Source organism: Mycolicibacterium celeriflavum, assembly GCF_010731795.1.
GTDB lineage: Bacteria > Actinomycetota > Actinomycetes > Mycobacteriales > Mycobacteriaceae > Mycobacterium > Mycobacterium celeriflavum.
Genome location: NZ_AP022591.1, coordinates 4169477 through 4194522, shown reverse-complemented (window position 1 = coordinate 4194522; position 25046 = coordinate 4169477). Strand labels below are relative to the sequence as shown.

General features: G+C 66.9%; 1 pseudogene (cut by a window edge). It reads right to left on the bottom strand.

Annotation, left to right across the window (positions count from 1 at the left end):
* A pseudogene (locus G6N18_RS24645) lies at positions 1–25046 on the bottom strand (amino acid adenylation domain-containing protein) (its annotated part extends 12628 nt beyond the left edge of the window); the annotation flags it as partial.

Sequence of the window (25046 nt, the reverse complement as noted above, 5' to 3'; positions counted from 1 at the left end):
CGTCGGAGTCACCCACAGCGCGCGCAGCATCACGCCGGCGGCAGGGTTCAACCGACGTGTCGCCGCCAGCAGGACCTCATCGGAGAGCCCGTCCGCGACTTGCAGACAATCGCGCGCGTTCACCGCCCCGGGCTCGGGGACCTCGAGTGACCAGCTGCCGGCCCCGTCGTCGTCGACGCGGCACCGCAGCATGGCATGCCGGTCCAGCAGGGCCTGCAGCACCGCCACCACATCGGCTTCAGTGACCTCGGCCGGGGCCTGCACCACCATGGTCTGGTTGAACTGCTCAACCGGGCCTTCCATGTCGTGCAGCCAGCGCATGATCGGGGTCGCGACCACCGGTCCCACACCCTCGTCGACCGGGCCACCGGCGTCCTCCGCCACCTTCACGACGCGCGCCAGCCGGGCCACCGTCTTCTCGACGAAGATGTCGCGGGGCCGGCACAGCACACCGGCGGCCCGCGCTCGGGCCACCACCTGCATCGACAAGATGCTGTCGCCGCCGAGTTCGAAGAAGGAGTCGTCGACGCCGACGCGTTCGACGCCCAGGACTTGGGCGTAGATGCCGGCCAGGATCTCCTCGGTGAGGGTGGCTGGGGCGCGGTAGCGGTCGGCGTCTTGGTATTCCGGTGCCGGTAGCGCGCGGGTGTCGAGTTTGCCGTTGACCGTCAACGGCAACGCCTCCAGCGCCACGATCGCGGCGGGCACCATATAGGCCGGCAACCGCTGCCCCAGCGCGGCGCGCACCTCGCCGGGATCTGCGCTGCCGGTGACATAACCGACCAAGCGCTTATCGCCGGGGCGGTCCTGGCGGGCGATCACCACCGCCTGCTGGACCCCATCACAGGCCGCCAACGCGGCCTGGATCTCACCCATTCGATGCGATACCCGCGGATCTTGACCTGCTCATCAGCCCGGCCAGATACACCAACTGCCCATCAGCACCCCACCGCACCAAATCCCCGGTGCGATACATCCGCTGCCCCGGCGCTCCCGCGCCACCGAATGGGCAGGCCACAAACCGCGACGCGCTCAACCCCGCCCGGCCCACATACCCATAGGCCAGCCCCGCACCAGCGACATACAACTCACCGACCACCCCCGCCGGCACCGGACGCAACCACCCATCCAGCACGAAGAACCCCAGATGCGCCAACGGCACCCCGATCGGGCTCACACTGCTGGCCCCATCAGCCTCGGTGATCTCACGCACCGAGGCGTGCACCGTGGTCTCGGTGATCCCGTACATGTTCACCAACCGCGGCAACCCCGGATGATGAGCCAACCACGGCCCCAACCGCTGCGGCTCCAACGCCTCCCCACCAAAGACCACCGTCTCCAACTTGAGCTGATCAGACAACTCCGGGGCCAACACATCAGCAGCCTGCAACGCATAAAACGCCGACGGCGTCTGACTCAACACACTGACCTGCTCGGCCACCAACAACGCATGCAAATCCTCGGCCGAACGCACCACCGCATCCGGGACCACCACCACCCGCCCACCACTGAGCAGAGCGCCCCAGATCTCCCACACCGAAAAGTCAAACGCCAACGAATGACACTGCGACCACACCCCCGCGCCGGGCACATCAGCATCCAACGTCTCCAACAACCGCACCACATTGGCATGCGGCACCGCCACCCCCTTGGGCACACCGGTGGTACCCGAGGTGTAAATCAAATACGCCACATCATCGGCACCCACCCCCGCGGCCACCACACCCGACTCACGCCGCCCGCCAACACCATCAACATCACCGACCTCGTTGACATCGATGACCGCGACCGCACGCTCACCCAACCGCCCGCGCAACTCGGCGGTCGTGAGCACCGCGCAGGGCGCCGCGTCATCGAGCACCAACCCGATCCGCGCATCCGGATGAGCCGGGTCCATCGGCACATACGCCGCCCCCGCCTTAAGCACCCCCAACATCGCCACAACCGCCTCACCCGACCGCGGCACCAACAACCCCACCCGATCCCCAACACCCACACCCCGGCCAACCAACACCTGCGCCAACCGATCCGCAGCCGCATCCAACCCGGCATAACTCCACGACCGCGCCCCACAACTAACCGCCACCGCCTCCGGCGCCCGCCCCACCTGCTCCGCGAACAACACCGGAATCGACACCGCCGCAGACGATCCCGACCGACTCAACGCCACACGATTACCGACGACATCGAGCCGCGCATGCTCACCGGCGTTCAGCAGGTCGAGCGTGGCGAGCCGCCGCATCGGTTCGGCGGTCATCGCCGCCAGCACACGCTCGAACCGCTCGATCAGCGCCCTGATGTCGTCCACACCGAACACATCGGTGTCGAACTCGACGCGGAGGCCGAGGTCGCTGCCCGGAAGGGCGGCAACCGTCAGCGGGTAGTGGTTGTATTCGCGGGTGGTGAATTCGGTGATCGCCAACTCGTGATCACCGGCCACCGCGGCGGTGTCGATCGGGTAATTCTCGAATATGAACAGAGCGTCAAACAATTGGTCGCGCCCGGTGATGCGGTGAATGTCGTTCAGCGCCAGGTGCTGGTGCTCGAGGGTGTGGTTGTAGGCGCGTTGCAGTCGATCCAGCAGCTCCGCGGTGGTGGTGGTCGCCGTCATGTTCGCGCGTACCGGCACCGTGTTGAGCAGCAGCCCGACCATCGACTCCGCACCGGCCACCTCTGCCGGCCGTCCCGAGACCGCGGTTCCGAAGGCAACATCATGCTGACCGGTCAACTGGCACAGCAATTGGGCGAAAGCGCTCTGCAGCACGATGTTGACGGTGGTCTGGTGCGAGCGGGCCAGCTCAGTGAGAGCTTGCATGATCTGCTCGGGGACCTGATGCGAGACGACGCCTCGCCGGCCGAGTCCCCCACGGCCCGGCTGAGCCACCAGCGTCGGGCTGTCGAACCCGGCGAACAGCTCGCCCCAGGCCACTTGGGCGGTGGTGCGATCCTGGCCGGCCAGCCAGCTGACGAAGCTGCGGTACGAGGCAGGTGCGGGCAGCGGATGACCGTAGTAGCCGGCGATGATCTCCTGCAGGAGGATGGGTAGCGACCAACCGTCGATGACGATGTGGTGGTTGGTCAGCAGGAACCTGTGCCGGTCGGCTGCGATGCGGACCAACGTCGCCCGAAAAGCCGACTGGCCGACCAGATCACAGACCGCGGCGCGTTCGGCGGCGCACACCGCCTGTACCTGCCCGTCGAGGTCGAGGTCGTCGTCGAGCTCGATGTACTGCCAGGGGACGACGGGATCGGCCAAGATCACCTGCACCGGCTCGTCGAACTCCGCGCAGAAGCGCGCCGCCAGGTGCGGGTGCCGGTTGACCACGGCCTGCACCGCGTCCTGCAGCCGCTGCGGGTCGAGCGAACCCGTCACGGTGATGTCCAGCTGAACCGCATAGAGGTCTTCGCTGCCCTGGGCGGCGCCGGCATGGAACAGCAGACCCTGTTGCAGGGGAGTCAGCGGCAGCACGTCAGCGATGCGGTACCGCTGCTGCAACTCGTCGACCTGCTGCTGGCTCAGCCGGGCCGGCGCGATATCCGACGGCGTCAACCCGCCGCCGCCGGCGCGCACATGCGCGCAGATACCGGTCAGAGCGGCCGACCACAATTGGCTGAGCCGGAGCACCTGCGCGTGATCGAGCACCGAGGACGCCCATGACCAGTTGGCGTGCAGCTGTGGGCCGCTATCCGTTTCCACGGTGCCGGCGTTGAGTTCGACGGTGTGCGCAAGCGGCATGGGTATGGCAGCGACTGCGCCGGCCGACGCCAGACCCTCTTGGCTGATCCGCCACATGTCCTCGGAGAGCTGGGCGCTGGCCGCACCCATCCGCCCGAGGTAGTTGAACCCGATCGCCGGGTCCGACCCGGCCAGCTCGATATCGGTGTTCAGATAGCGCAGCAGACCGTAGGTAAGACCGTCCGGCAAGGCGCGCAGCTGTTCCTTGGCGCCTTTGATCACCGCGCCCAGGGCCGCCTCGCCTTTTGTCACCCGCGTCCAGTCGAGGCCGCCGACGGCCAACGACACGGGGTACTTGCTCGTGAACCACCCGACGGTGCGCGTCAGGTCGACGTCGGCCAGATCTTCGTCGCGCCCGTGGCCTTCCACGTCGATGCTGATGGGCACGCGGGTGCCCGTCAGCTCGGCGACCGCCAAACCAAATGCGACCAACAGGATGTCCTGTACGCCGGCATGGAACGCTGCAGGCACCTCACCGAGCAGCATCCGGGTCGTTTCGACATCCAGCTCCGTCGAGAACTGCCCGGCCGTCGCGAACGTATCCACCGCCGGTTGCAACGACGGCAACACTGCCGGCGTCGCCGCCACCTGCCGCCAGGTTTCGGCTTGCTGCACGACTTTCGGGTGGTGTGCATGCTCAACGAGAATTCCGGACCACCGAGCGAACGATGTACCGGCCGGCGGCAGGGCGATCGGTTCGCCGCTGCGGTGTTGGGCCCAAGCAATGTTCAGATCTTCCAACAGGATTCGCCACGACACCCCATCGACGGCGAGATGGTGGATGACCAACGCCAGCTGCCCGGTGGAACGGACCCACAGCACGCTCACCATCCTCCCGGCTGCCGGGTTCAACCGTGAGCGCGCGCCGAGCAATGCGGCCTCGGAGAACACGTCGACCGTCTGCAGACACTCGCGCGCGGCCACCGAACCGGCCTCGGGCACGTGCAGCGACCAACCTCCGCCGGAGTCTTCCTCGACGCGCAGCCGCAACATCGCGTGCCGGTCCAGCAGGGCCTGCAGCACCGCGACCACGTCGGCCTCGGTCACCCCGGCGGGGGCCTGCGCGACCATCGTCTGGTTGAACTCGTCCACCGGGCCGTCCACAGCTTCGAGCCAGCGCATGATCGGCGTAGCGACCACCGGTCCGACGCCCTCATCGACCGCGCCGGCCTCACCGTCGGCCACCCGGACCACCCGGGCCAACCGGGCCACGGTCTGCTCGACGAAGATGTCGCGTGGGCGGCACAGCAGTCCGGCCGCCCGGGCCCTGGCCACCACCTGCATCGACAAGATGCTGTCGCCGCCCAGTTCGAAGAACGAGTCGTCCACCCCGACCCGCTCCAGCCCGAGCACCTGCGCGTAGACGGCGGCCAGGAGTTCCTCCACCGCGTTGCTCGGGGCGCGGTACCGGTCGATATCCTGATACACCGGAGTCGGCAGGGCTCGGGTGTCCAATTTGCCGTTGGGCGTCAGCGGAAGCGCAGGCAAGAGCACCACCGCGGTCGGCACCATGTAGGCGGGTAGCCGGTCGGCCAGCGTGGCACGGGTCTCGACCGGGTCGGCGGTGCCCGTCACATAACCGACCAGGCGCTTGTCTCCCGGGCGGTCCGCACGCGCGATCACCACCGCCTGCTGCACCCCGTCACAGGCGGCCAGGGCCGCTTGGACTTCACCCAGCTCGATGCGATACCCGCGGATCTTGACCTGTTCGTCGGCGCGCCCGAGATACTGCAGCTGTCCGTCGGGGCCCCAACAAACCAGATCGCCGGTGCGGTACATCCTTTCGCCCGGCCCACCGAACGGACAGGCGACGAACCGCGAAGCGGTCAGACCCGACCGGCACACATATCCGCACGCCAGCCCGCGACCGGCCACGTACAACTCACCGACCACACCGGTGGCCACCGGATGCATCGCGTTGTCCAACACGAACAACGCGGCAGTCGGCACCGGCGCGCCGATGGGCACCACGCCCGACGCCGGGGTCAACGGCGCGCTGAGCAGCACCACCATGGTCGTCTCGGTCGGGCCGTAGGCGTTGATCATGACCCGCCCCGGCGCCCACCGGTCGACCAGTTCAGGTGGGCAAGCCTCACCGGCCACCACCAGCGCCAGCGAACCCAGGCCCTCCGGCGACAACATCCCTACCGCCGACGGGGTCTGAGTCAGCACGCTGACCTGTTCGGCGGACAGCAGGGCCTGGAAGTCTTCGGGCGAGCGTGTCACCGAGTCTGGCACCACCACCACACGACCGCCGTGAAGAAGGGGCGACCAGGTCTCCCACACCGAGGTGTCGAAGCCGTAGGTGTGGCACTGAGTCCAGACCCCTGTCACCGGCAGATAGCGATGCAATTGCTCGAGCAGCTGGGTGACGTTGCGGTGAGTGACGGCCACGCCTTTGGGAACGCCGGTGGTTCCCGAGGTGTAGATCAGGTAAGCGAGGTCATCGGGGGCCGGTGCCGGCAGCCCAACACTCGCGGGTTGGCTTTCGATGCCGGGGTCGTCGATGTCGATGACCAGTAGGTCGCCGCCGGCCAGCCGCTCGGCCAACGCGGCGTTGGTGATGCCGGCGATCGGCGCGGCATCGAGGACCATGAAGTCCATCCGTGCCGCCGGCAGCGCCGGGTCAATCGGCAGGTACGCCGCTCCGGCCTTGAACACCGCCAGGATGGCGACGATCATCTCGGGCGACCGTGGCAAGAGCAGCGCCACGCACTCACCGGGACCCACACCGCGGGCAGCTAACAGCTGCGCCAACTGATCAGCGGCCGCCTCGACGTCGGCGTAGGTCCATGAGCGCTCGGCACAACTGACCGCCACGGCCTCGGGGGTGCGCGCCACCTGCTCGGCGAACAACACCGGGATGGACGCTGAAGAGGATGCGGGCCGGGTCAGCGCCGCACGGTTACCGATGTCGGCGAGGCGGGCATGCTCAGCGTGATCGAGGAGATCGATCGTCGACAGTCGCCGGGCGGGCTCGGCGGTCATCGCCGCCACCACCCGCTCCAGCCGCTCGATCAGGACCTCGATGCTGGCCGCGTCGAACACATCGGTGCGGTATTCCACCTCGCCGCGAATTCCGGCGGGCGCACCGTCGTCGTCCCAGTGCTCGCCCAGCGAGAAGGTCAGGTCCATGCGAGCGGTACGGGTGTCCACCGGCAGCGGTGTGACGTCGAGTTCACCTAGCGCGATCTCGTCGGGGTCGCTGTCCTGCCCGGCGAAGTTCTGCCAGGCCAACATCGCCTGTACCAGCGGAGAGTGCGTCATCGAGCGGGTGGGGTTGAGGCGCTCGACCAGTACTTCGAACGGTACGTCCTGGTGTTCGTAAGCTGCCAGGCTGCGCCCGCGCACGTCGCGAAGCAGCTCGTCAACCGTCGGGTCTCCGGACACATCGACTCGCAGCACCAGGGTGTTGACAAAGAAGCCGACCAGACCGTCGAGCGCGGTCTCACCGCGCCCGGCTATCGCGAAGCCGACGCCCACGTCACTGCTGGCGCTGAGTTTGGAAAGCAGCACCGCCAGGGCGGCCTGCATCACCATGAAGCTGGTGGCATTGTGCGCACGAGCGACCTGTGCGACGCGCTGCTGCAGCTCTGCCGGGAATTCCACGGCCACTCGTGCTCCGCGGTAGTCGGCCACCGGCGGGTAGGGCCGGTCGGTGGGCAGCTGCAGCTGTTCGGGCATCCCGGCCAGCGCCTGCTCCCAGTAGGCCAGCTGTGCGGCGATGCGGCTGTCGGGGTCCTCCAGATCTCCGAGCTGCTCGCGCTGCCACAGCGTGTAGTCGACGTACTGCACCGGCAACGGCGTCCAGTCGGGCGCCTGGCCCGCGCACCGGCTGGCATATGCCATGCCTATGTCGGCGACCAAAGGCTTGATCGACCACCCGTCGGCGGCGATATGGTGCACCACCGCCACCAGCACGTGGTCGTCGTCGGCGATGCGGAAAAGCTCTGCGCGCAACGGGATCTCGGTCGCCAGGTCGAACGGGCGACGCACCGCGGCGTCGATGGCCTCGTCGAGCCGGTCTTCCAGCCAGCCGTCGGCGTCGACGATCTGCCAGCCGAAGTCGGACTCCGCGAGCGGCACCACGACCTGTTGAGGGATGCCTTCAGGTGCGACGCACAAGGTGCGCAGGCTTTCGTGGCGGCCCACCACATCGGTCAACGCCTGACCCAACGCCTGGGCGTCCAGGCGCCCGCTCAAGCGCAACGCCACCGCGATGTTGTAGATCGCCGACGGGCCCTGCAACTGGTCGATGAACCACAACCGCTGCTGGGCAAACGACAACGGCACCACCGCCGGGCGCTGCCCGGCCACCAACGGCTCCAGACCACCACCAGCGGCACCGATCCGCGGCGCCAACTGCGCCACCGTGGGCGCCTCGAACACCGCGCGCACCGAAAGCCCGGCATCGAGGCCGGCGTTGATCGCAGCCACCACTCGCATCGCCGACAGCGAATCGCCGCCGAGGTCGAAGAAGGAGTCGTCGATTCCGACGCGTTGCAGACCCAGTACCTGGGCGAAGATGCCGGCCAAGATCTCCTCGGTCGGGGTGCTCGGCGCCCGGTAGCGATCCACATCGGCATACTCCGGCGCCGGCAACGCGCGCCGGTCAAGCTTGCCGTTGGCCGTCAACGGCAACACATCGAGCACCACCACCGCCGCGGGCACCATATAGGCCGGCAACCGCTGCCCCAGCGCAGCACGCGCCTGAGCGGAATCGACTGCACCGGCGAACGTTTCGGTGACATAACCGACCAGACGCTTATCACCGGGGGCATCCTCACGCGCGATCACCACCGCCTGATCCACCCAACACACGCCGCTAGCGCGGCCTGGACCTCACCCAATTCGATGCGATACCCGCGGATCTTGACCTGCTCATCGGCACGACCCAGATGCACCAACTGCCCATCAGCACCCCAACGCACCAAATCCCCGCTGCGATACATCCGCTGCCCGAAACCACCGAACGGACACGCCACAAACCGCGACGCGGTCAACGACGCCCGACGCACATACCCACACCCGAGCCGACCCGCCACATACAACTCACCGACCACACCGGCCGGCACCGGACGCAACCACTGATCCAACACGAAAAACGCCGCCCCAGGCACCGGAGTCCCAATCGGAACCACGCCCGATCCGGACACCAGCGGCGCACTCATCGCCGCGAACACCGACGTCTCCGTCGGCCCGCACACATTGATCATCACCCGACCCGGCGCCCACCGCTCCACCAACTCCGGCGGGCACGGCTCCCCACCCATGATCAGCAACGCCACCGCATCCAAGCCCTGCGGCGAGAGCACCGCCAACGCCGACGGCGTCTGACTGAGCACACTGACCCGCTCGGCGATCAACAACGCATGGAAATCGGCCGCCGACCGCACCACCGCATCGGGCACCACCACCAACCGCCCACCATTGAGCAGCGCCCCGAAAATCTCCTGCACCGACACGTCGAAACCCAACGAATGCCACTGCGACCACACCCCCGCCACCGGCAGATGCGCCGGCAACGCCCCCAACATCTGCGTCACCGCCCGATGCGCCACCACCACCCCCTTGGGCACACCGTCGTACCCGAGGTGTAAATGACGTAAGCCAAATCATCAGGCGCCGGGCCCGCCAACGCGCCCGCCGGACAGCTGTCGATACGCGGATCGTCGATATCGACCACCGGCACATCAGCACCCAACCGATGCGTCAATCCCGCCGAACCGACCGCCACCACCGGCGCGGCATCGGCCACCATGAACCCGATCCGCGCATCCGGATGCATCGGATCAATCGCCATATACGCCGCGCCGGACTTGAGCACCGCCAAAATCGCCACAACCGCCCGCGCCGAACGCTCCAACAACAACGCCACACACTGACCCGGCCCCGCACCATGCTCAACCAACAAGTGCGCCAACCGGTTAGACGCCTCGTCCAACTCGCGATACGTCCACGACCGACCCTCACCGCTGAGAGCCACCGCATCCGGGACACGACCCACCTGCTCAGCGAACAGCGCCGGAATCGACACCGCCACAGCCCCCGGCCCACTCAACACCGCCCGATGCCCAACCTCATCCAACCGGGCATGCTCAGCAGCATCGAGCACATCCACCGACGACAACCGCCGAGCCGGATCGGCCGTCATCGCCACCAACACCCGCTCCAACCGCCCAACCAACACCTCGACACTGGCCGCATCAAACACATCGGTGCGGAACTCCACCACACCGCCGACTCCGGCCGCGGCACCCGCCTCGTTCCAGCGTTCAGACATGGAGAACGTCAAATCCATACGCGCGGTGCGGGTTTCGGCCGGCAAGGGGGTGACCTGCAGATCACCCAACACCAGCCCAGCATGGTCGCCGTCCTGCCCGGCGAGGTTCTGCCAGGCGAGCATCGCCTGCACCAGCGGGTGATGGGCCAGGCTGCGGGTGGGGTTGAGCCGATCCACCAGTACCTCGAACGGCACGTCCTGGTGCTCGTAAGCGGCCAAGCTGCGCGCGCGCACTTCGCTCAACAGTTCGGCGACGCTGGGGTCCCCGGCGATTTCGACCCGCAGCACCAAGGTGTTGACGAAGAATCCCACCAGGCCATCAAGCGCAGGGTCGCCGCGCCCGGCGATCGCGAACCCGAGGGCTACGTCGTCGGTGGCGCTGAGCTTGGAGAGCAGCACCGCCAGCGCGGCCTGGACCACCATGAACGTGGTCGCATCGTGCTCGCGTGCGATCCGGGCGATCCGCTGTTGCAGCTCGGCCGGCCATTCGAAGGCCACTGAGGCTCCGCGGTAGTCGGCCACCGCGGGGTAGGGCCTGTCGGTGGGCAGCTGAAGCTGCTCGGGCATTCCGGCCAGCGCTTGCTGCCAGTAGGCGACCTGTGCGGCAATGCGGCTGTCCGGATCGTCGATGTCGCCCAGCTGCTCGCGCTGCCACAGCGTGTAGTCCACGTACTGGACCGGCAACGGCGCCCAGTTGGGAGCCTGCCCCGCACAGCGGCTGGCATACGCGGCGCCAAGGTCAGCCACCAGCGGCGTGACCGACCAGCCGTCTGCGGCGATATGGTGCACCACCGCCACCAGCACATGCGCCTCGTCGGCGAGGCGGAAAAGTGTTGTGCGCAAAGGAATTTCGGTGGCCAGATCAAACGGACGACGCACCACCGTGTCGATGGCGCCACGCACCTGGGCTTCTGGCCATCCGATGGCATCCACCACGGTCCAACCCAGGTCGGCCCGCTCGACCGGCACCACCAGCTGCTGAGGGACTCCGTCGGATGCCACGAACAATGTGCGCAGGGTCTCGTGACGGCCCACCACATCGGCCAGTGCCTGGCCCAACGAGACGGCATCGAGGTGCCCGTCCAGACGCAATGCGACCGCCATGTTGTAGATCGCGGACGGCCCCTGCAGCTGATCGACGAACCACAGCCGGTTCTGGGCAAACGACAACGGCACCACCGCGGGCCGGTCCGTGGCCACCAACGGCTCGAGCCCGCCGCCGCCGACACCGACCCGCGGCGCCAACTCGGCAACGGTGGGCGCCTCGAACAGCGCGCGTACCGACAGTCCGGCGTCCAAGCAGGTGTTGATCGCGGCGACCACCCGCATCGCCGACAGCGAATCCCCGCCTAGATCGAAGAATGAGGCATCGACTCCGACCCGCTCCAAGCCAAGCAGCTGCGCGTAGATGCCGGCGAGGATTTCCTCGGTCGGGGTGCTCGGTGCGCGATACCGATCGACGTCGGAGTACTCCGGCGCCGGCAGCGCGCGCCGGTCGAGTTTGCCGTTCGCAGTCAGCGGCAGCGCGTCGATCACCACCACCGCCGCGGGCACCATGTAGACCGGCAGCCGCTCGGCCAGAGTGGCACGCGCCGCGGCCGGGTCCGCCGTTCCGGTGATGTAGCCGACCAGGCGCTTGTCGCCGGGGCGGTCCTCACGCGCGATCACCACCGCCTGCGCCACCCCGTCACAACCGGCCAACGCCGCCTGCACCTCACCGAGCTCGATGCGGAACCCGCGAATCTTGACCTGCTCATCGGCACGCCCCAGATACGCCAACTGCCCGTCAGCACCCCAACGCACCAGATCCCCGGTGCGATACATCCGCTCACCCGGCCCACCGAACGGACACGCCACAAACCGCGACGCCGTCAACCCGCCCCGTCGCCAATAGCCCACCGCGACACCGCCACCGGCGATGTACAGCTCACCGACCACACCCGGCGAGACCCGGCGCAACCCCGCATCGAGGACGAACAGCGCCGCCCCCGACACCGGCGAGCCGATCGGCGCGACATCGCAGTCGGTCTCCAGCGGCGCGCTCATCGCCGCATACACCGTGGCCTCGGTCGGACCGTAGGCGTTGATCATCACCCGCCCCGGCGCCCACCTGTCGACCAATTCGGTCGGGCAGGCCTCACCGGCCACCACCAACGCCGTCGACTCCAACCCGTCGGCCGACAACATCCCCGCCGCTGACGGCGTCTGACAGAGGACATCGACGCCTTCGGCGACGAGTAAGGTGTGCAGGTCGCCGGGTGATCCGGCCACCTGCTCAGGAACCACGACCAGCCGGCCGCCGTGCAGAAGCGCCCCGAAGATCTCCCACACCGAGACGTCGAACGCCAGGGAATGCCACTGCGACCACGCCCCCGCGGCCCGCACCTCGGCGTTAGCCCCCGCAACGAACTGGGCCACGTTGCGGTGCGCAACCGCCACCCCTTTGGGGACGCCAGTAGTGCCGGAGGTGTAGATGAAGTAAGCGATGTCGTCAGGGGCCGGCGCGGGCAGAGCTGTTCCCGGATTGTCCTGGGTGCGAGAATCTTCGACGTCGATGACCAACAGGTCGCAGTTGTCGAGCCGATCCGCGAGCCCGGTCCTCGTGACAGCCGCGACCGGCGTGGCATCGGCAACCATGAAATCGATCCGCGCCGTCGGGAGCGCCGGGTCTATCGGCAGGTACGCCGCCCCGCTCTTCAGCACAGCGAGGATCGACACGATCGCCTCGGCCGACCTTGGCAGCAACAGCGCCACACACTCACCGGGGCCGGCGCCCTGTGCCGCCAGATGATGGGCCAACCGGTTAGCAGCCTCATCAAGCTCGCGATATGTCCACGAGCGCTGTCCGTCACTGAGCGCCACCGCTTCCGGCGTGCGGGCCACCTGCTCGGCGAACGACACCGGGACCGACTGCCCGGTGACCGGCTCGGTCAGCACGGTACGGTGACCCCAGTCGTCCATCCGGGCATGCTCGGCTTCATCGAGCACATCCACCGACGACAACCGCCTGGCGGGCTCCGTGGTCATCGCGAGCACCACCCGCTCCAGCCGCTCGATCAGCATCTCGATGCTGGCCGCGTCGAACACATCGGTGCGGTATTCCACCTCGCCGCGAATTCCCGCGGGCTCGCCGTCCTCGTTCCAGTGCTCGCCCAGCGTGAAGGTCAGGTCCATGCGAGCGGTGCGAGTGTCCACCGGCAGCGGCGCGACATTCAGATCACCCAGCGCCATGCCGACGTGGTCGCTGTCCTGCCCGGCGAAGTTCTGCCACGCCAACAAAACCTGCACCAGCGGAGAACGCGTCAGGGAACGCGTGGTGGTCAGTCGCTCCACCAGCACCTCGAACGGGAGGTCCTGGTGCTCATAGGCCGCCAGGCTCCGCGCGCGCACCTGGGCCAGCAGCTCGGCGACGGTGGGATCTCCAGCCGCATCGATCCGCAGCACCAGCGTATTGACAAAGAAGCCCACTAACTGGTCCAGCGCGGGGTCGACGCGGCCCGCGATCGCGAACCCGACGCCCACATCGCTGCTGGCGCTCAGTTTGGAGAGCAACGCCGCCAAGGCGGCCTGAATGACCATGAACGATGTCGCGTTGTGCGCATAGGCAAGCTGCACCACGCGCTGTTGCAGCTCCGCCGAGAACTCCACGGCCACTCGTGCTCCGCGGTAGTCGGCCAAAGGCGGATAGGGCCGATCGGTGGGCAGCTGCAGCTGTTCGGGCATCCCGGACAGCGCCTGCTCCCAGTACGCCAACTGCGTGGCGATGCGACTGTCGGGGTCGTCGATGTCACCCAGCTGCTCGCGCTGCCACAACGTGTAGTCGACGTACTGCACCGGCAACGGGTCCCAGCCCGGCGCCTGGCCCGCACACCGGCTGGCATACGCCACGCCCAGATCCGCCACCAGTGGTGTGATCGACCAGCCGTCGGCGGCGATGTGGTGCACCACCGCAACCAGCACATGCTCGTCATCGGCGACGCGGAAAAGCTCTGCACGCAGAGGGATTTCGGCTGCCAGGTCGAACGTGTAGCGTGCTGCCGCGTCGATGGCCTCGTCCAGCCGGCTGTCCGGCCAGCCGGTGGCATCGACGATCTGCCAGCCGAAGTCGTTCTCTTCGACCGGCACGACCAGCTGCTGGGGCATCCCTTCGGATGCGACGAACAACGTGCGCAGGCTCTCGTGGCGGCCGACCACATCCGCCAATGCCTGCCCCAGAGCGTACGCATCGAGACGTCCGCTCAGGCGCAACGCCACCGCCATGTTGTAGATCGGCGAGGGTCCTTGCAGTTGGTCGATGAACCACAACCGGTTCTGCGCGAAGGACAACGGCACCACCGCCGGGCGTGGCATCGGCACCAGCGGATCCAGGTCACCACCGTCGGCACCAATACGGGACACCAACTGGGCCACGGTGGGCGCTTCGAACAGGACGCGCACGGCGAGCCCAGAGTCGAAGGAGCTGTTGATCGCGGCGATGACCCTCATCGCCGAGAGGGAGTCGCCGCCGAGTTCGAAGAAGGAGTCGTCGACGCCGACGCGTTCGACGCCCAGGACTTGGGCGTAGATGCCGGCCAGGATCTCCTCGGTGAGGGTGGCTGGGGCGCGGTAGCGGTCGGCGTCTTGGTATTCCGGTGCCGGTAGCGCGCGGGTGTCGAGTTTGCCGTTGACCGTCAACGGCAACGCCTCCAGCGCCACGATCGCGGCGGGCACCATATAGGCCGGCAACCGCTGCCCCAGCGCGGCGCGCACCTCGCCGGGATCTGCGCTGCCGGTGACATAACCGACCAAGCGCTTATCGCCGGGGCGGTCCTGGCGGGCGATCACCACCGCCTGCTGGACCCCATCACAGGCCGCCAACGCGGCCTGGATCTCACCCAATTCGATGCGATACCCGCGGATCTTGACCTGCTCATCAGCCCGGCCCAGATACACCAACTGCCCATCAGCACCCCACCGCACCAAATCCCCGGTGCGATACATCCGCTGCCCCGGCGCTCCCGCGCCACCGAATGGGCAGGCCACAAACCGCGACGCGCTCAACCCCGCCCGGCCCACATACCCATAGGCCAGCCCCGCACCAGCGACATACAACTCACCGACCACCCCCGCCGGCACCGGACGCAACCACCCATCCAGCACGAAGAACCCCAGATGCGCCAACGGCACCCCGATCGGGCTCACACTGCTGGCCCCATCAGCCTCGGTGATCTCACGCACCGAGGCGTGCACCGTGGTCTCGGTGATCCCGTACATGTTCACCAACCGCGGCAGCCCCGGATGATGAGCCAACCACGGCCCCAACCGCTGCGGCTCCAACGCCTCCCCACCAAAGACCACCGTCTCCAACTTGAGCTGATCAGACAACTCCGGGGCCAACACATCAGCAGCCTGCAACGCATAAAACGCCGACGGCGTCTGACTCAACACACTGACCTGCTCGGCCACCAACAACGCATGCAAATCCTCGGCCGAACGCACCACCGCATCCGGGACCACCACCACCCGCCCACCACTGAGCAGAGCGCCCCAGATCTCCCACACCGAAAAGTCAAACGCCAACGAATGACACTGCGACCACACCCCCGCGCCGGGCACATCAGCATCCAACGTCTCCAACAACCGCACCACATTGGCATGCGGCACCGCCACCCCCTTGGGCACACCGGTGGTACCCGAGGTGTAAATCAAATACGCCACATCATCGGCACCCACCCCCGCGGCCACCACACCCGACTCACGCCGCCCGCCAACACCATCAACATCACCGACCTCGTTGACATCGATGACCGCGACCGCACGCTCACCCAACCGCCCGCGCAACTCGGCGGTCGTGAGCACCGCCCTGGGCGCCGCGTCATCGAGCACCAACCCGATCCGCGCATCCGGATGAGCCGGGTCCATCGGCACATACGCCGCCCCCGCCTTAAGCACCCCCAACATCGCCACAACCGCCTCACCCGACCGCGGCACCAACAACCCCACCCGATCCCCAACACCCACACCCCGGCCAACCAACACCTGCGCCAACCGATCCGCAGCCGCATCCAACCCGGCATAACTCCACGACCGCGCCCCACAACTAACCGCCACCGCCTCCGGCGCCCGCCCCACCTGCTCCGCGAACAACACCGGAATCGACACCGCCGCAGACGATCCCGACCGACTCAACGCCACACGATTACCGACGACATCGAGCCGCGCATGCTCGATCTCATCGAGGACATCCAGCGACGACAACCGCAGGCCCGCATCGGCGGTCATCGCAACCAGGACCCGCTCGAACCGCTCGATCAAGACCTCGATACTCGCGGCGTCGAACACATCGGTGCGGAACTCGACCTCCCCGGAGATCCCGGCGGGCTCGCCGTCAGCGGTCCAATGCTCGCCGAGAGCGAATGTCAGGTCGGTGCGCGCGGTGCGGGTGTCGGCCGGCAGGGGGGTGGCTTCCAGGTCACCCAATGCCAGCCTCTGGGTGCTGTCCTGGCCGGCGAAGTTCTGCCAGGCGAGCATGACCTGCACCAGCGGGTGACGGCTCAGCGAGCGGGTCGGGTTAAGCCGCTCGACCAGGACCTCGAACGGCACATCCTGATGCTCATAGGCCGCCAGGCTGCGCGTGCGGACATCGCTCAGCAGCTCGGCGAAGCTGGCTGCTCCGGCGACGTCCACCCGCAGCACCAAGGTGTTGACGAAGAAGCCGACCAAGCTCTCCAGCGCAGGGTCGCGTCGGCCGGCGATGGGGAATCCGATGGCCACGTCGTTGCTGGCGCTGAGCTTCGACAACAGCACCGCGAGGGCGGCCTGCATCACCATGAAGGCAGTCGCATTGTGTTCGTGAGCCACCCGGGCGATCTGCTGTTGCAGCTCCGCTGACCACTCCAACGGCACCGAGGCGCCGCGGTAGTCGGCCACCGGCGGATACGGCCGATCGGTGGGAAGGTCAAGCTGTTCGGGCATCCCGGCCAGCGCCTGCTCCCAGTAGGCCAGCTGTGCGGCGATGCTGCTGTCGGGGTCGCCCAGATCTCCGAGCTGCTCGCGCTGCCACAACGTGTAGTCGACGTACTGCACCGGCAACGGCTCCCAGTCAGGCACCTGGCCCGCGCACCGGCTGGCATAGGCCACCGCCAGATCACTGACCAGCGGGTTGATCGACACGCCGTCGGCGGCGATATGGTGCACCACCGCCACCAGCACATGCTCATCGTCAGCGATCCGGAAAAGCTTAGCCCGCAAAGGGATCTCGGTCGACAGATCGAATGTGTAACGCGCTACGGCGTCAACTTCGTCAGCCAGCAGGTCCGGTGTCCAGCCGGCTGCATCCACGACCTGCCAGCCGCAATCGGCATCATCGACCGGCACTACCAGTTGCTGAGGCACCCCCTTCGGGGCGACGAACAGCGTGCGCAGGCTCTCATGGCGGCCCACCACATCGGTCAACGCCTGACCCAACGCCTCGGCATCAAGGCGCCCCTGCAGCCGGAACGCCACGGCCATGTTGTAGATCGGCGAGGGCCCCTGCAACTGATCGATGAACCACAACCGGTTCTGCGCAAACGACAACGGCACTACCGCCGGCCGCTCCACGGCCATCAACGGCTCCAGGCCACCACCAGCGGCACCGATCCGCGGCGCCAACTCGGAGACCGTCGGCGCCTCAAACAGGACGCGCACGTCGAGGTTCGCGTTCAGGCCGCTGTTGACCGCGGCGACGACCCGCATCGCCAGCAGTGAATCCCCACCCAGGTCGAAGAACGAGTCGTCCGCCCCGACCCGCTCCAGTCCGAGCACCTGGGCATAGATAGCGGCCAGCCGTTCTTCGGTCTCTGTCTGCGGTGCCCGGAACGAGGTGGCGGCGAACATGGGCGCCGGCAGCGCCTTCCGGTCGAGCTTGCCCGACGAAGTCAACGGGAACTCCTCGAGCACCACGATCTGCGACGGCACCATGTATTCCGGTAACCGCGCGCTCAGTCGCTGCCGCACCGCACTGATCTTGGTATTGGTTTGCGGCTGGTTGGCGTGGGTGTTGCGGAGGTGCGCTCCCGCCGGAGGGAGGTACAGATCGGTCAGAGCCGGAGCATGCCCGTCATCATTGAGAGCGATGAAGACGGCGTCCAGGCTGCCGAGTCGGACGCCCCACGTGACGGCGACGTGATATCCGTTCGCTTCGCCGATCTGGTGCAGTTGTTCCGGTGTCGCGGTATCGGGGGTCGCGGCGATGGCCTGGGCCAGCGCATCCTCCACGGACAGTCCGGCGGCAAGGGCGTCTTCGATGTGAATGTCGGTGACGAGTACGGCACGCGGGATGTCGGTGATGCGGACAACGCCGGGTCGCTCAGATGCGAGTTGGTGCTGCAGTCCGCGCACACCTGCGCACTGCGTCCATGACCAGGCGGGTGCGGTTGCGAGTGAGCGAACCGGGGTCGGGGTCTTGCGGACGATCACGTCGTAGCGGTATCGAGTCAGTTCATTGTCGGCCCAGCCCCGCTTGACTTCGATGTCGAGCCCCGCCACTGCCTGGTTCTCGGCGGCCCAAGTGGTGAAAAACTCTGGGGCGAGCAGCAATTCGGGTTCACTGACCACGGCCAGTTGCACTCGCCTGCGGATCTCGTCGGCGTCAGCAGTGTCGGTGCGCGCGAGCGCGACCGCGGTCTGGAACGCACCCTGCAGGCTGTGGTTGCGGACGTCGCCGATGAACAGCGAGCCGGCAGGGCCCAGCAGGTTCATGACGGTGTCGATGAGATCGGACAGGTATCCCGCGCTGGGGAAGTACTGGACGACCGAATTGATGATGACGGTGTCGAAGTAGCCATTCGCCAGCCCGTCGGTGATGTGCGCAGGTTGGGCCAGCAGCTCCACGCGGTCACGCCAAGGGACCTGAAGCTCTTCCAGCGACCGGGCGAGTTTGTCGACGGCCACCGCCGACATGTCCGTAGCGACATAGTGTTCGCAGTGCGGGGCGAGCTTCGACAGCACCAGACCGGAGCCCACGCCGATCTCCAGCACCCGCCGCGGCTGCAGGGCCATGATCCGGGTCACGGTGGCCGAGCGCCACTCTTCCATCTCTTCGAGGGGTATCGGGTCCTCGGTGAAGCTACTGTTCCAGCCCCGGAAGTCCATGCCGAACGCCGGTGCGGAGCCGTTCGCGCCGTAAACCTCGTCGTACACTTTCTGCCAGTGTTCGACGGTTTCGACGTCCTTCTCGGTGCTGGTGGTGTCGTCGAGGGTGACGTAGGCGATGAGGTGATCGCCCGTGTTGCCGTGGTACACGGTCGCGATGGCCTGCCTGATCTCCGGGCAGGCCAGAAGGGTGTTCTCGATCTCGCCGAGCTCGATGCGCTGCCCACGCAGCTTGATCTGCGTGTCCGCGCGGCCCAGGTAGTCGATGACTCCCGCGCGCGTCCAGCGAACGCGGTCACCGGTGCGGTACATGCGGGCGCCTGGCCCGCCATAGGGATTGGCCGTGAATCGATCGGCCGTCAAATCGGGCCGACCCACGTAACCGTGCGCCAACGCCGGCCCGGCCAGATAAAGCTCACCGATGACGCCGACGGGTGCCGGTTTCAACCGGTCGTCGAGCACCAGCGCGCCGACCCCAAAAATCGGGCTCCCGATGCCCACCGGCTGCCCAGGCGAGAGCGGCGCACTGCACGTGGCCCAGATGGTGGTTTCGGTGGGGCCGTAGGCGTTGAACATCCGCCGACCCCGCGACCAGGCCGTCGCCAACTCGGTCGGACAGGCCTCGCCTGTGGTGATCAGCGTGTCGATCTTGCTCAGCCGGCTCCGGTCCACCGTGGACAAAACCGTCGGGGTGAGACACGCCGCGGTGACCTGCTGACTCTCCAGCAGCCTGGTCAGCGCTTCGCCGGCGTATCCGTCGGACGGCGCCACCACCAGAGCGGCCCTGGCCCCGACCGCCAACAACATCTCGCCTACGGACACGTCGAAGGTGGGCGCGGCGACCATGAGCATTCGGGTATCAGCGCCCAACCCGATCACTTCGTGGAGGGCGGCGACACCGAGCAGACCGGCGTGGCTGACCGCCACACCTTTGGGCGTCCCGGTTGAGCCCGACGTGAAAATCACATGGGCAGTGGTGTCGACCGTCAGCGGCCCCAGCCGGTCGGTGTCGGTGATCGGATCCGCGGTCATCGCGGACGGGTCCAGATCGCCGATTCGCAGCACCGGACGCTCCCCGGCCACGGCGATGCTGTCGGCACTCGCGGTCAGTACGCACACCGCTTCGACGGCGTCCAGCACGGTGGCTATGCGCTCGACCGGATGCGCCGAATCCACCGGCACATACGCGCCACCGGCCTTCATCAGGGCCCACCAGGCCACCACCAACTCCGCCGACCGATCCATGGCCACGCCCACCGCGCGCTCCGGTCCCACTCCCGCCTCGATCAGCACCCGCGCCAATCGGGTGGACTGCTCGTCGAGCTCGCGATAGGACATTTCCCGCGTACCGTCGACCACGGCCAGCGCATCGGGGTCGGCGGACACCGCCGCGGCCAGCAACTGCGGTGCCACCCCCACCGGCGCCGTTACACCAGTGCCGGACCACTCCGAGAGCACAAGATCAAGCTCATCGTGATCCAACATCGAGACATCTCCGACTAACACCGACGCGTCGGCGACCACGGCCTCGATCGCGCGAGTGAGCCAGCTGACCAACCGCTCGATGGTGGCCCGGTCATACAGATCCGTGGCGTACAACACCATCCCGGCCGCCATTGGCGCTGCAGGATCGTTGGTGGGCACTTCGCTCAACTCGATATCCAGATCGAATCTGGCAGTGCGAGTGGTGACAGGCAGCTGCTCGATGGAGACCTGGTCCAGCGACAACGCCTCCGGGCGCACGTTGTTCTGGAACACCATCAACACCTGGAACAGCGGGTTGTGAGAGGTCGAGCGTGCAGGGTTGAGTTGTTCGACCAACAGCTCGAACGGAACATCCTGGTTGCTGTAGGCGTCGAGGGCCTTCTGGCGCACCTCGGCGAGCACATCGCTGAACGGACGAGCAGAGTTGACGCCCACCCGCAGCACCCAGGTGTTGACGAAGAAGCCGACCAGATCGTCGAGCGCCTGATCCGACCGCCCGGCGATCGGCGTTCCCATCGCCACGTCTTCGCCGGCCCCGGCCCGGTGCAATACCATGGCCATGACCGCCTGCAGCACCATCGACACCGTCGCGTTGTGAGCCGCCGCGAGCTGCTTGACCCCGGCCCAGGCCTGCGGCTCGATGCGAAGCTCCACCTCGTCACCGCGGTAACTGGCCACCGGCGGGCGCGCCCGATCCGGCGGCAGCGACATCACCTCGGGCAAGTCGGCCAACTCCTGCCGCCAGTACTCCAATTGCGAGGAGATCACGCTGTCGGGATCGGAAGGTGCGCCCAACCAATCCTGTTGCCACAGCGTGTAATCCACGTATTGGACGGCCAACGGCGTCCAGTCGGGGGCGTGTCCCTGCGCACGCGCGCGATATGCCTCGCCCACGTCGCGGACCATCGGCGCCAACGACCAGCCGTCGAAAGCGATGTGGTGCACCACAATTCCCACCACGTGCTGCTCGGGGGCTACCGAGAAGATCTGGGCCCGGATGGGGATTTCGGCGGACAGATCGAACCGGTACCGTGCCAGCGCGGCCAACTCGCCGGCCACATCCTGTTCCCGAACCGAGACGACAGCCGCGCCGCGCCGCCACATTCCCGGCTTGGCCGCCAACACGCTCTGGTACGGCACACCGTCGATGTCGGGGAATACCGTGCGCATCGATTCATGGCGGGCGATGACATCGTCGAGGGCCGTCGCCAGCGCCTCGACATCGAGCACGCCGGTGATCCGGAAAGCGGTCGGAATGTTGTAGGTCGCGTTGCCACCCTCGAACTCGTTGAGGAACCACAACCGGTTCTGGGCAAAGGACAGCGGCACCACCGCAGGTCGCTCACCCGCCACCAACGGCTTGCGCCGAGTTGCGTCACCGCCGATGCGAGGCGCCAACTGGGCAACCGTCGGCGCCTCGAACAGGGTGCGCACCGAAAGGCGGGAGTCCAGGCTGGTGTTGATCGCGGCGATCACCCGCATTGCGGAAAGCGAATCCCCACCCAGGTCGAAGAAAGAGTCGTCGACCCCGACGAGCTCCACACCCAGTACCTGGGCGTAGATGCCGGCCAGGATCTCCTCGTTGACGGTGGCCGGGGCGCGGTAACGCTCGGCGTGCTGGTATTCCGGTGCCGGCAGGGCGCGTTTGTCGAGTTTGCCGTTGACTGTCAGCGGCAGCGAGTCGATGACGACCACTGCGGCTGGAACCATGTAGGCCGGCAGCCGGTCGGTCAGCGCGGCGCGCAGCTCGACCGGATCCGCGGACCCCGTGACATAACCCACCAGACGCTTGTCGCCGGGACGATCCTCCCGGACGATCACGACCGCCTGTTCCACCCCGCCCAGGCCGGCCAGCGCCGCCTGAATCTCGCCCAACTCGATGCGATACCCGCGGATCTTGATCTGCTCGTCGGCTCGTCCCAGATATCGCAGCTGCCCGTCACTACCCCAGCTCACCAGGTCTCCGGTGCGGTACATCCGCTCGCCGGAGCCACCGAAGGGACAGGCCACGAACCGCGATGCGGTCAAACCGGCCCGGCGCACGTAGCCGCTGGCCAGCTGAGGGCCAGCCAGATACAGCTCACCGATGACATCGGCGGGCACCGGATGCAACCACTTGTTCAGCACGAAGAAGGCAGCTCTCGGCAGCGGCGGGCTGATCGGCGTCACGTCCGAGCCCGCAGTCAGCGGCGTGCTCAAAGCCACCCACATCGTCGCCTCGGTCGGGCCGTACTCGTTGATCATCACCCGTCCGGGCGCCCATCGATCCACGATCTCGGCGGGGCAGGCCTCGCCACCCACCATCAAGGTGACTCCGGTCAGACGCTCGGGCGACAACATTCCGACCGCCGAGGGGGTCTGGCACAAGACGCTGACTTTCTCGGCCGTCAGTAAGGCGTGGAAATCTTCCGACGAATTGGCCACCAGCTCAGGCACCACAACGAGTCGCCCGCCGTGCAGCAGAGCACTGAAGATCTCCCAGCCGGAGATGTCGAAGGCGTATGAGTGCCACTGCGACCACACCTGCCCGGGCGCCGCCAGAGCGGGGTCAAGCGACCCGATCAGCTCAGTGACGTTGGAGTGCGTGATGGCCACGCCTTTAGGGACTCCGGTCGTTCCGGATGTGTAGATGATGTAGGCGAGATCGTCCGCAGCCGGCGCAGGTGGATCCGTGCAGGGGTAGCTGGAGACGCTGGGATCTGCGATGTCGATGACGGGCAGGTCACATCCGGCGAGCCGCTCAGCCGCCGCTGACGCGGCGATCGCGACCATCGGCGCCGCGTCGGCAACCATGAACTCGATCCGCGAAGCCGGATGCGCCGGATCGATCGGCAGATAAGCCGCGCCTGTCTTCAACACCGCCAGTATCGCCACGATTGCCTCGGCCGACCGCGAGAACATCAGCGCCACGCATTGGCCCGGGCCCGCGCCCTGGGCGATCAGCAGATGCGCCAACCGGTTGGCCGCTTCGTCCAGCTCGCGATAGGTCCAGTTACATCCTTCGTAACGGATCGCCACCGCCTCCGGAGCGCGCGCCACCTGCTGGGCGAACAACACCGGAATCGATATCGACGACGATGCCGGCCGCGTCAACAGCGCTTGGTTACCCCATGCGCCGAGCTCGGCTCGCTCACCGCCCACGAGCAGTTCGATCGACGAGAGCCGCCGTCCTGGATCAGCGGTCATCGCCGTCAGCACCTGCTGCAGGCGGCCCGCCAGATCGGCTACGTCGAAACTCGAGAACGGCTTTCCAGCGCCTGACACACCGAGCGAGAGCTGCTCACCCTCGCTGAGGAAGATCAACCCAAAGCCTTCGCCCGCGAGGCCGGGATTGGTGAAAGACGCCGATGCCGCGACGCCGCCGAAGGTCAGACTGAAAATAGATGGCAGGAAATTGACCGTCACCCTGTCGGCGGATTGGAACGGGTTGCTTGCGCGGGCTTTGCGCTCGAGAGCCCGAACCGGAAACCTCTGATGCTCCAACGCTTCTCGGATCCGAGTGTCGACGTGCTGACAAAAATCGGCCACCGTGGATTCCGGCGAAACGCTCAACACCAGTGGCACGACCCCAGCAACCATTCCGGGAAGCGTCTTCAATTCCGGATGGACTCGTCTGTTCACCGGGAAGTCGAGCACCACCTCCGAGCCCGCGGCGCACCACCCGCTGACCAAAAGCGCGCATGCCGCGGTGATAACGCTCGATCGAGGCAAACCCCAGAGGTCGGATACTTCGTCGACTCGCCGTAAGAGAAGTGGATCCAATCCGATGGGCGAGGAAAAATCCTGCGGATCGCGCTTGTTGGTTGCCTGTGGCAACCGATAAGTACCTTCGCTCTCTGCCGGAATGTTCTCAGCCCAATAAGCCTGATCCTCCAGGTAATCGTTGGACGCTTCATACTCTAATTCGCGATCAACCAAATCCTGTAAGGAACCGAAGAGCGGCGGGGGGATGGGCGCGCCAGAAACGATCGCAGAATAGACAGACGCAACGCGATGCCCGACCAGCACGAGACCGGAGCCGTCTGCGACAATGTGGTGGCAGGTCGCGAATAGATAAAATTCGTCGAGCCGCGTCCGGAAGAGGGCAAACCTGAACAGCGGACCCGTGAACGGCATTGGCGTGTGTTGAATCGACAACGCCATCCGATAGGCGTCCTGCACCGGATCGCTCGAGCCGAGCAGGTCGTGGAATGGCAGGTCGATATCCGGATAGTCGATCGCCTTCTGAAATACCTGGCCATTCGCCTCGAAAAAGGAAGCCCTGCCCGGTTCGGCTTCGCGCACCACCCGGCGGATCGCGTATTCGAGGGGATCACGCTCTACCGGACCGTCAATTTTCACGAACAAGCCGACGTGCCACTCCGTGTCGAGCTGGCCCATCTGCTGCGCGAGCCAGATATCGAGCTGTCCGCGCGTCAGCGGAAGCGC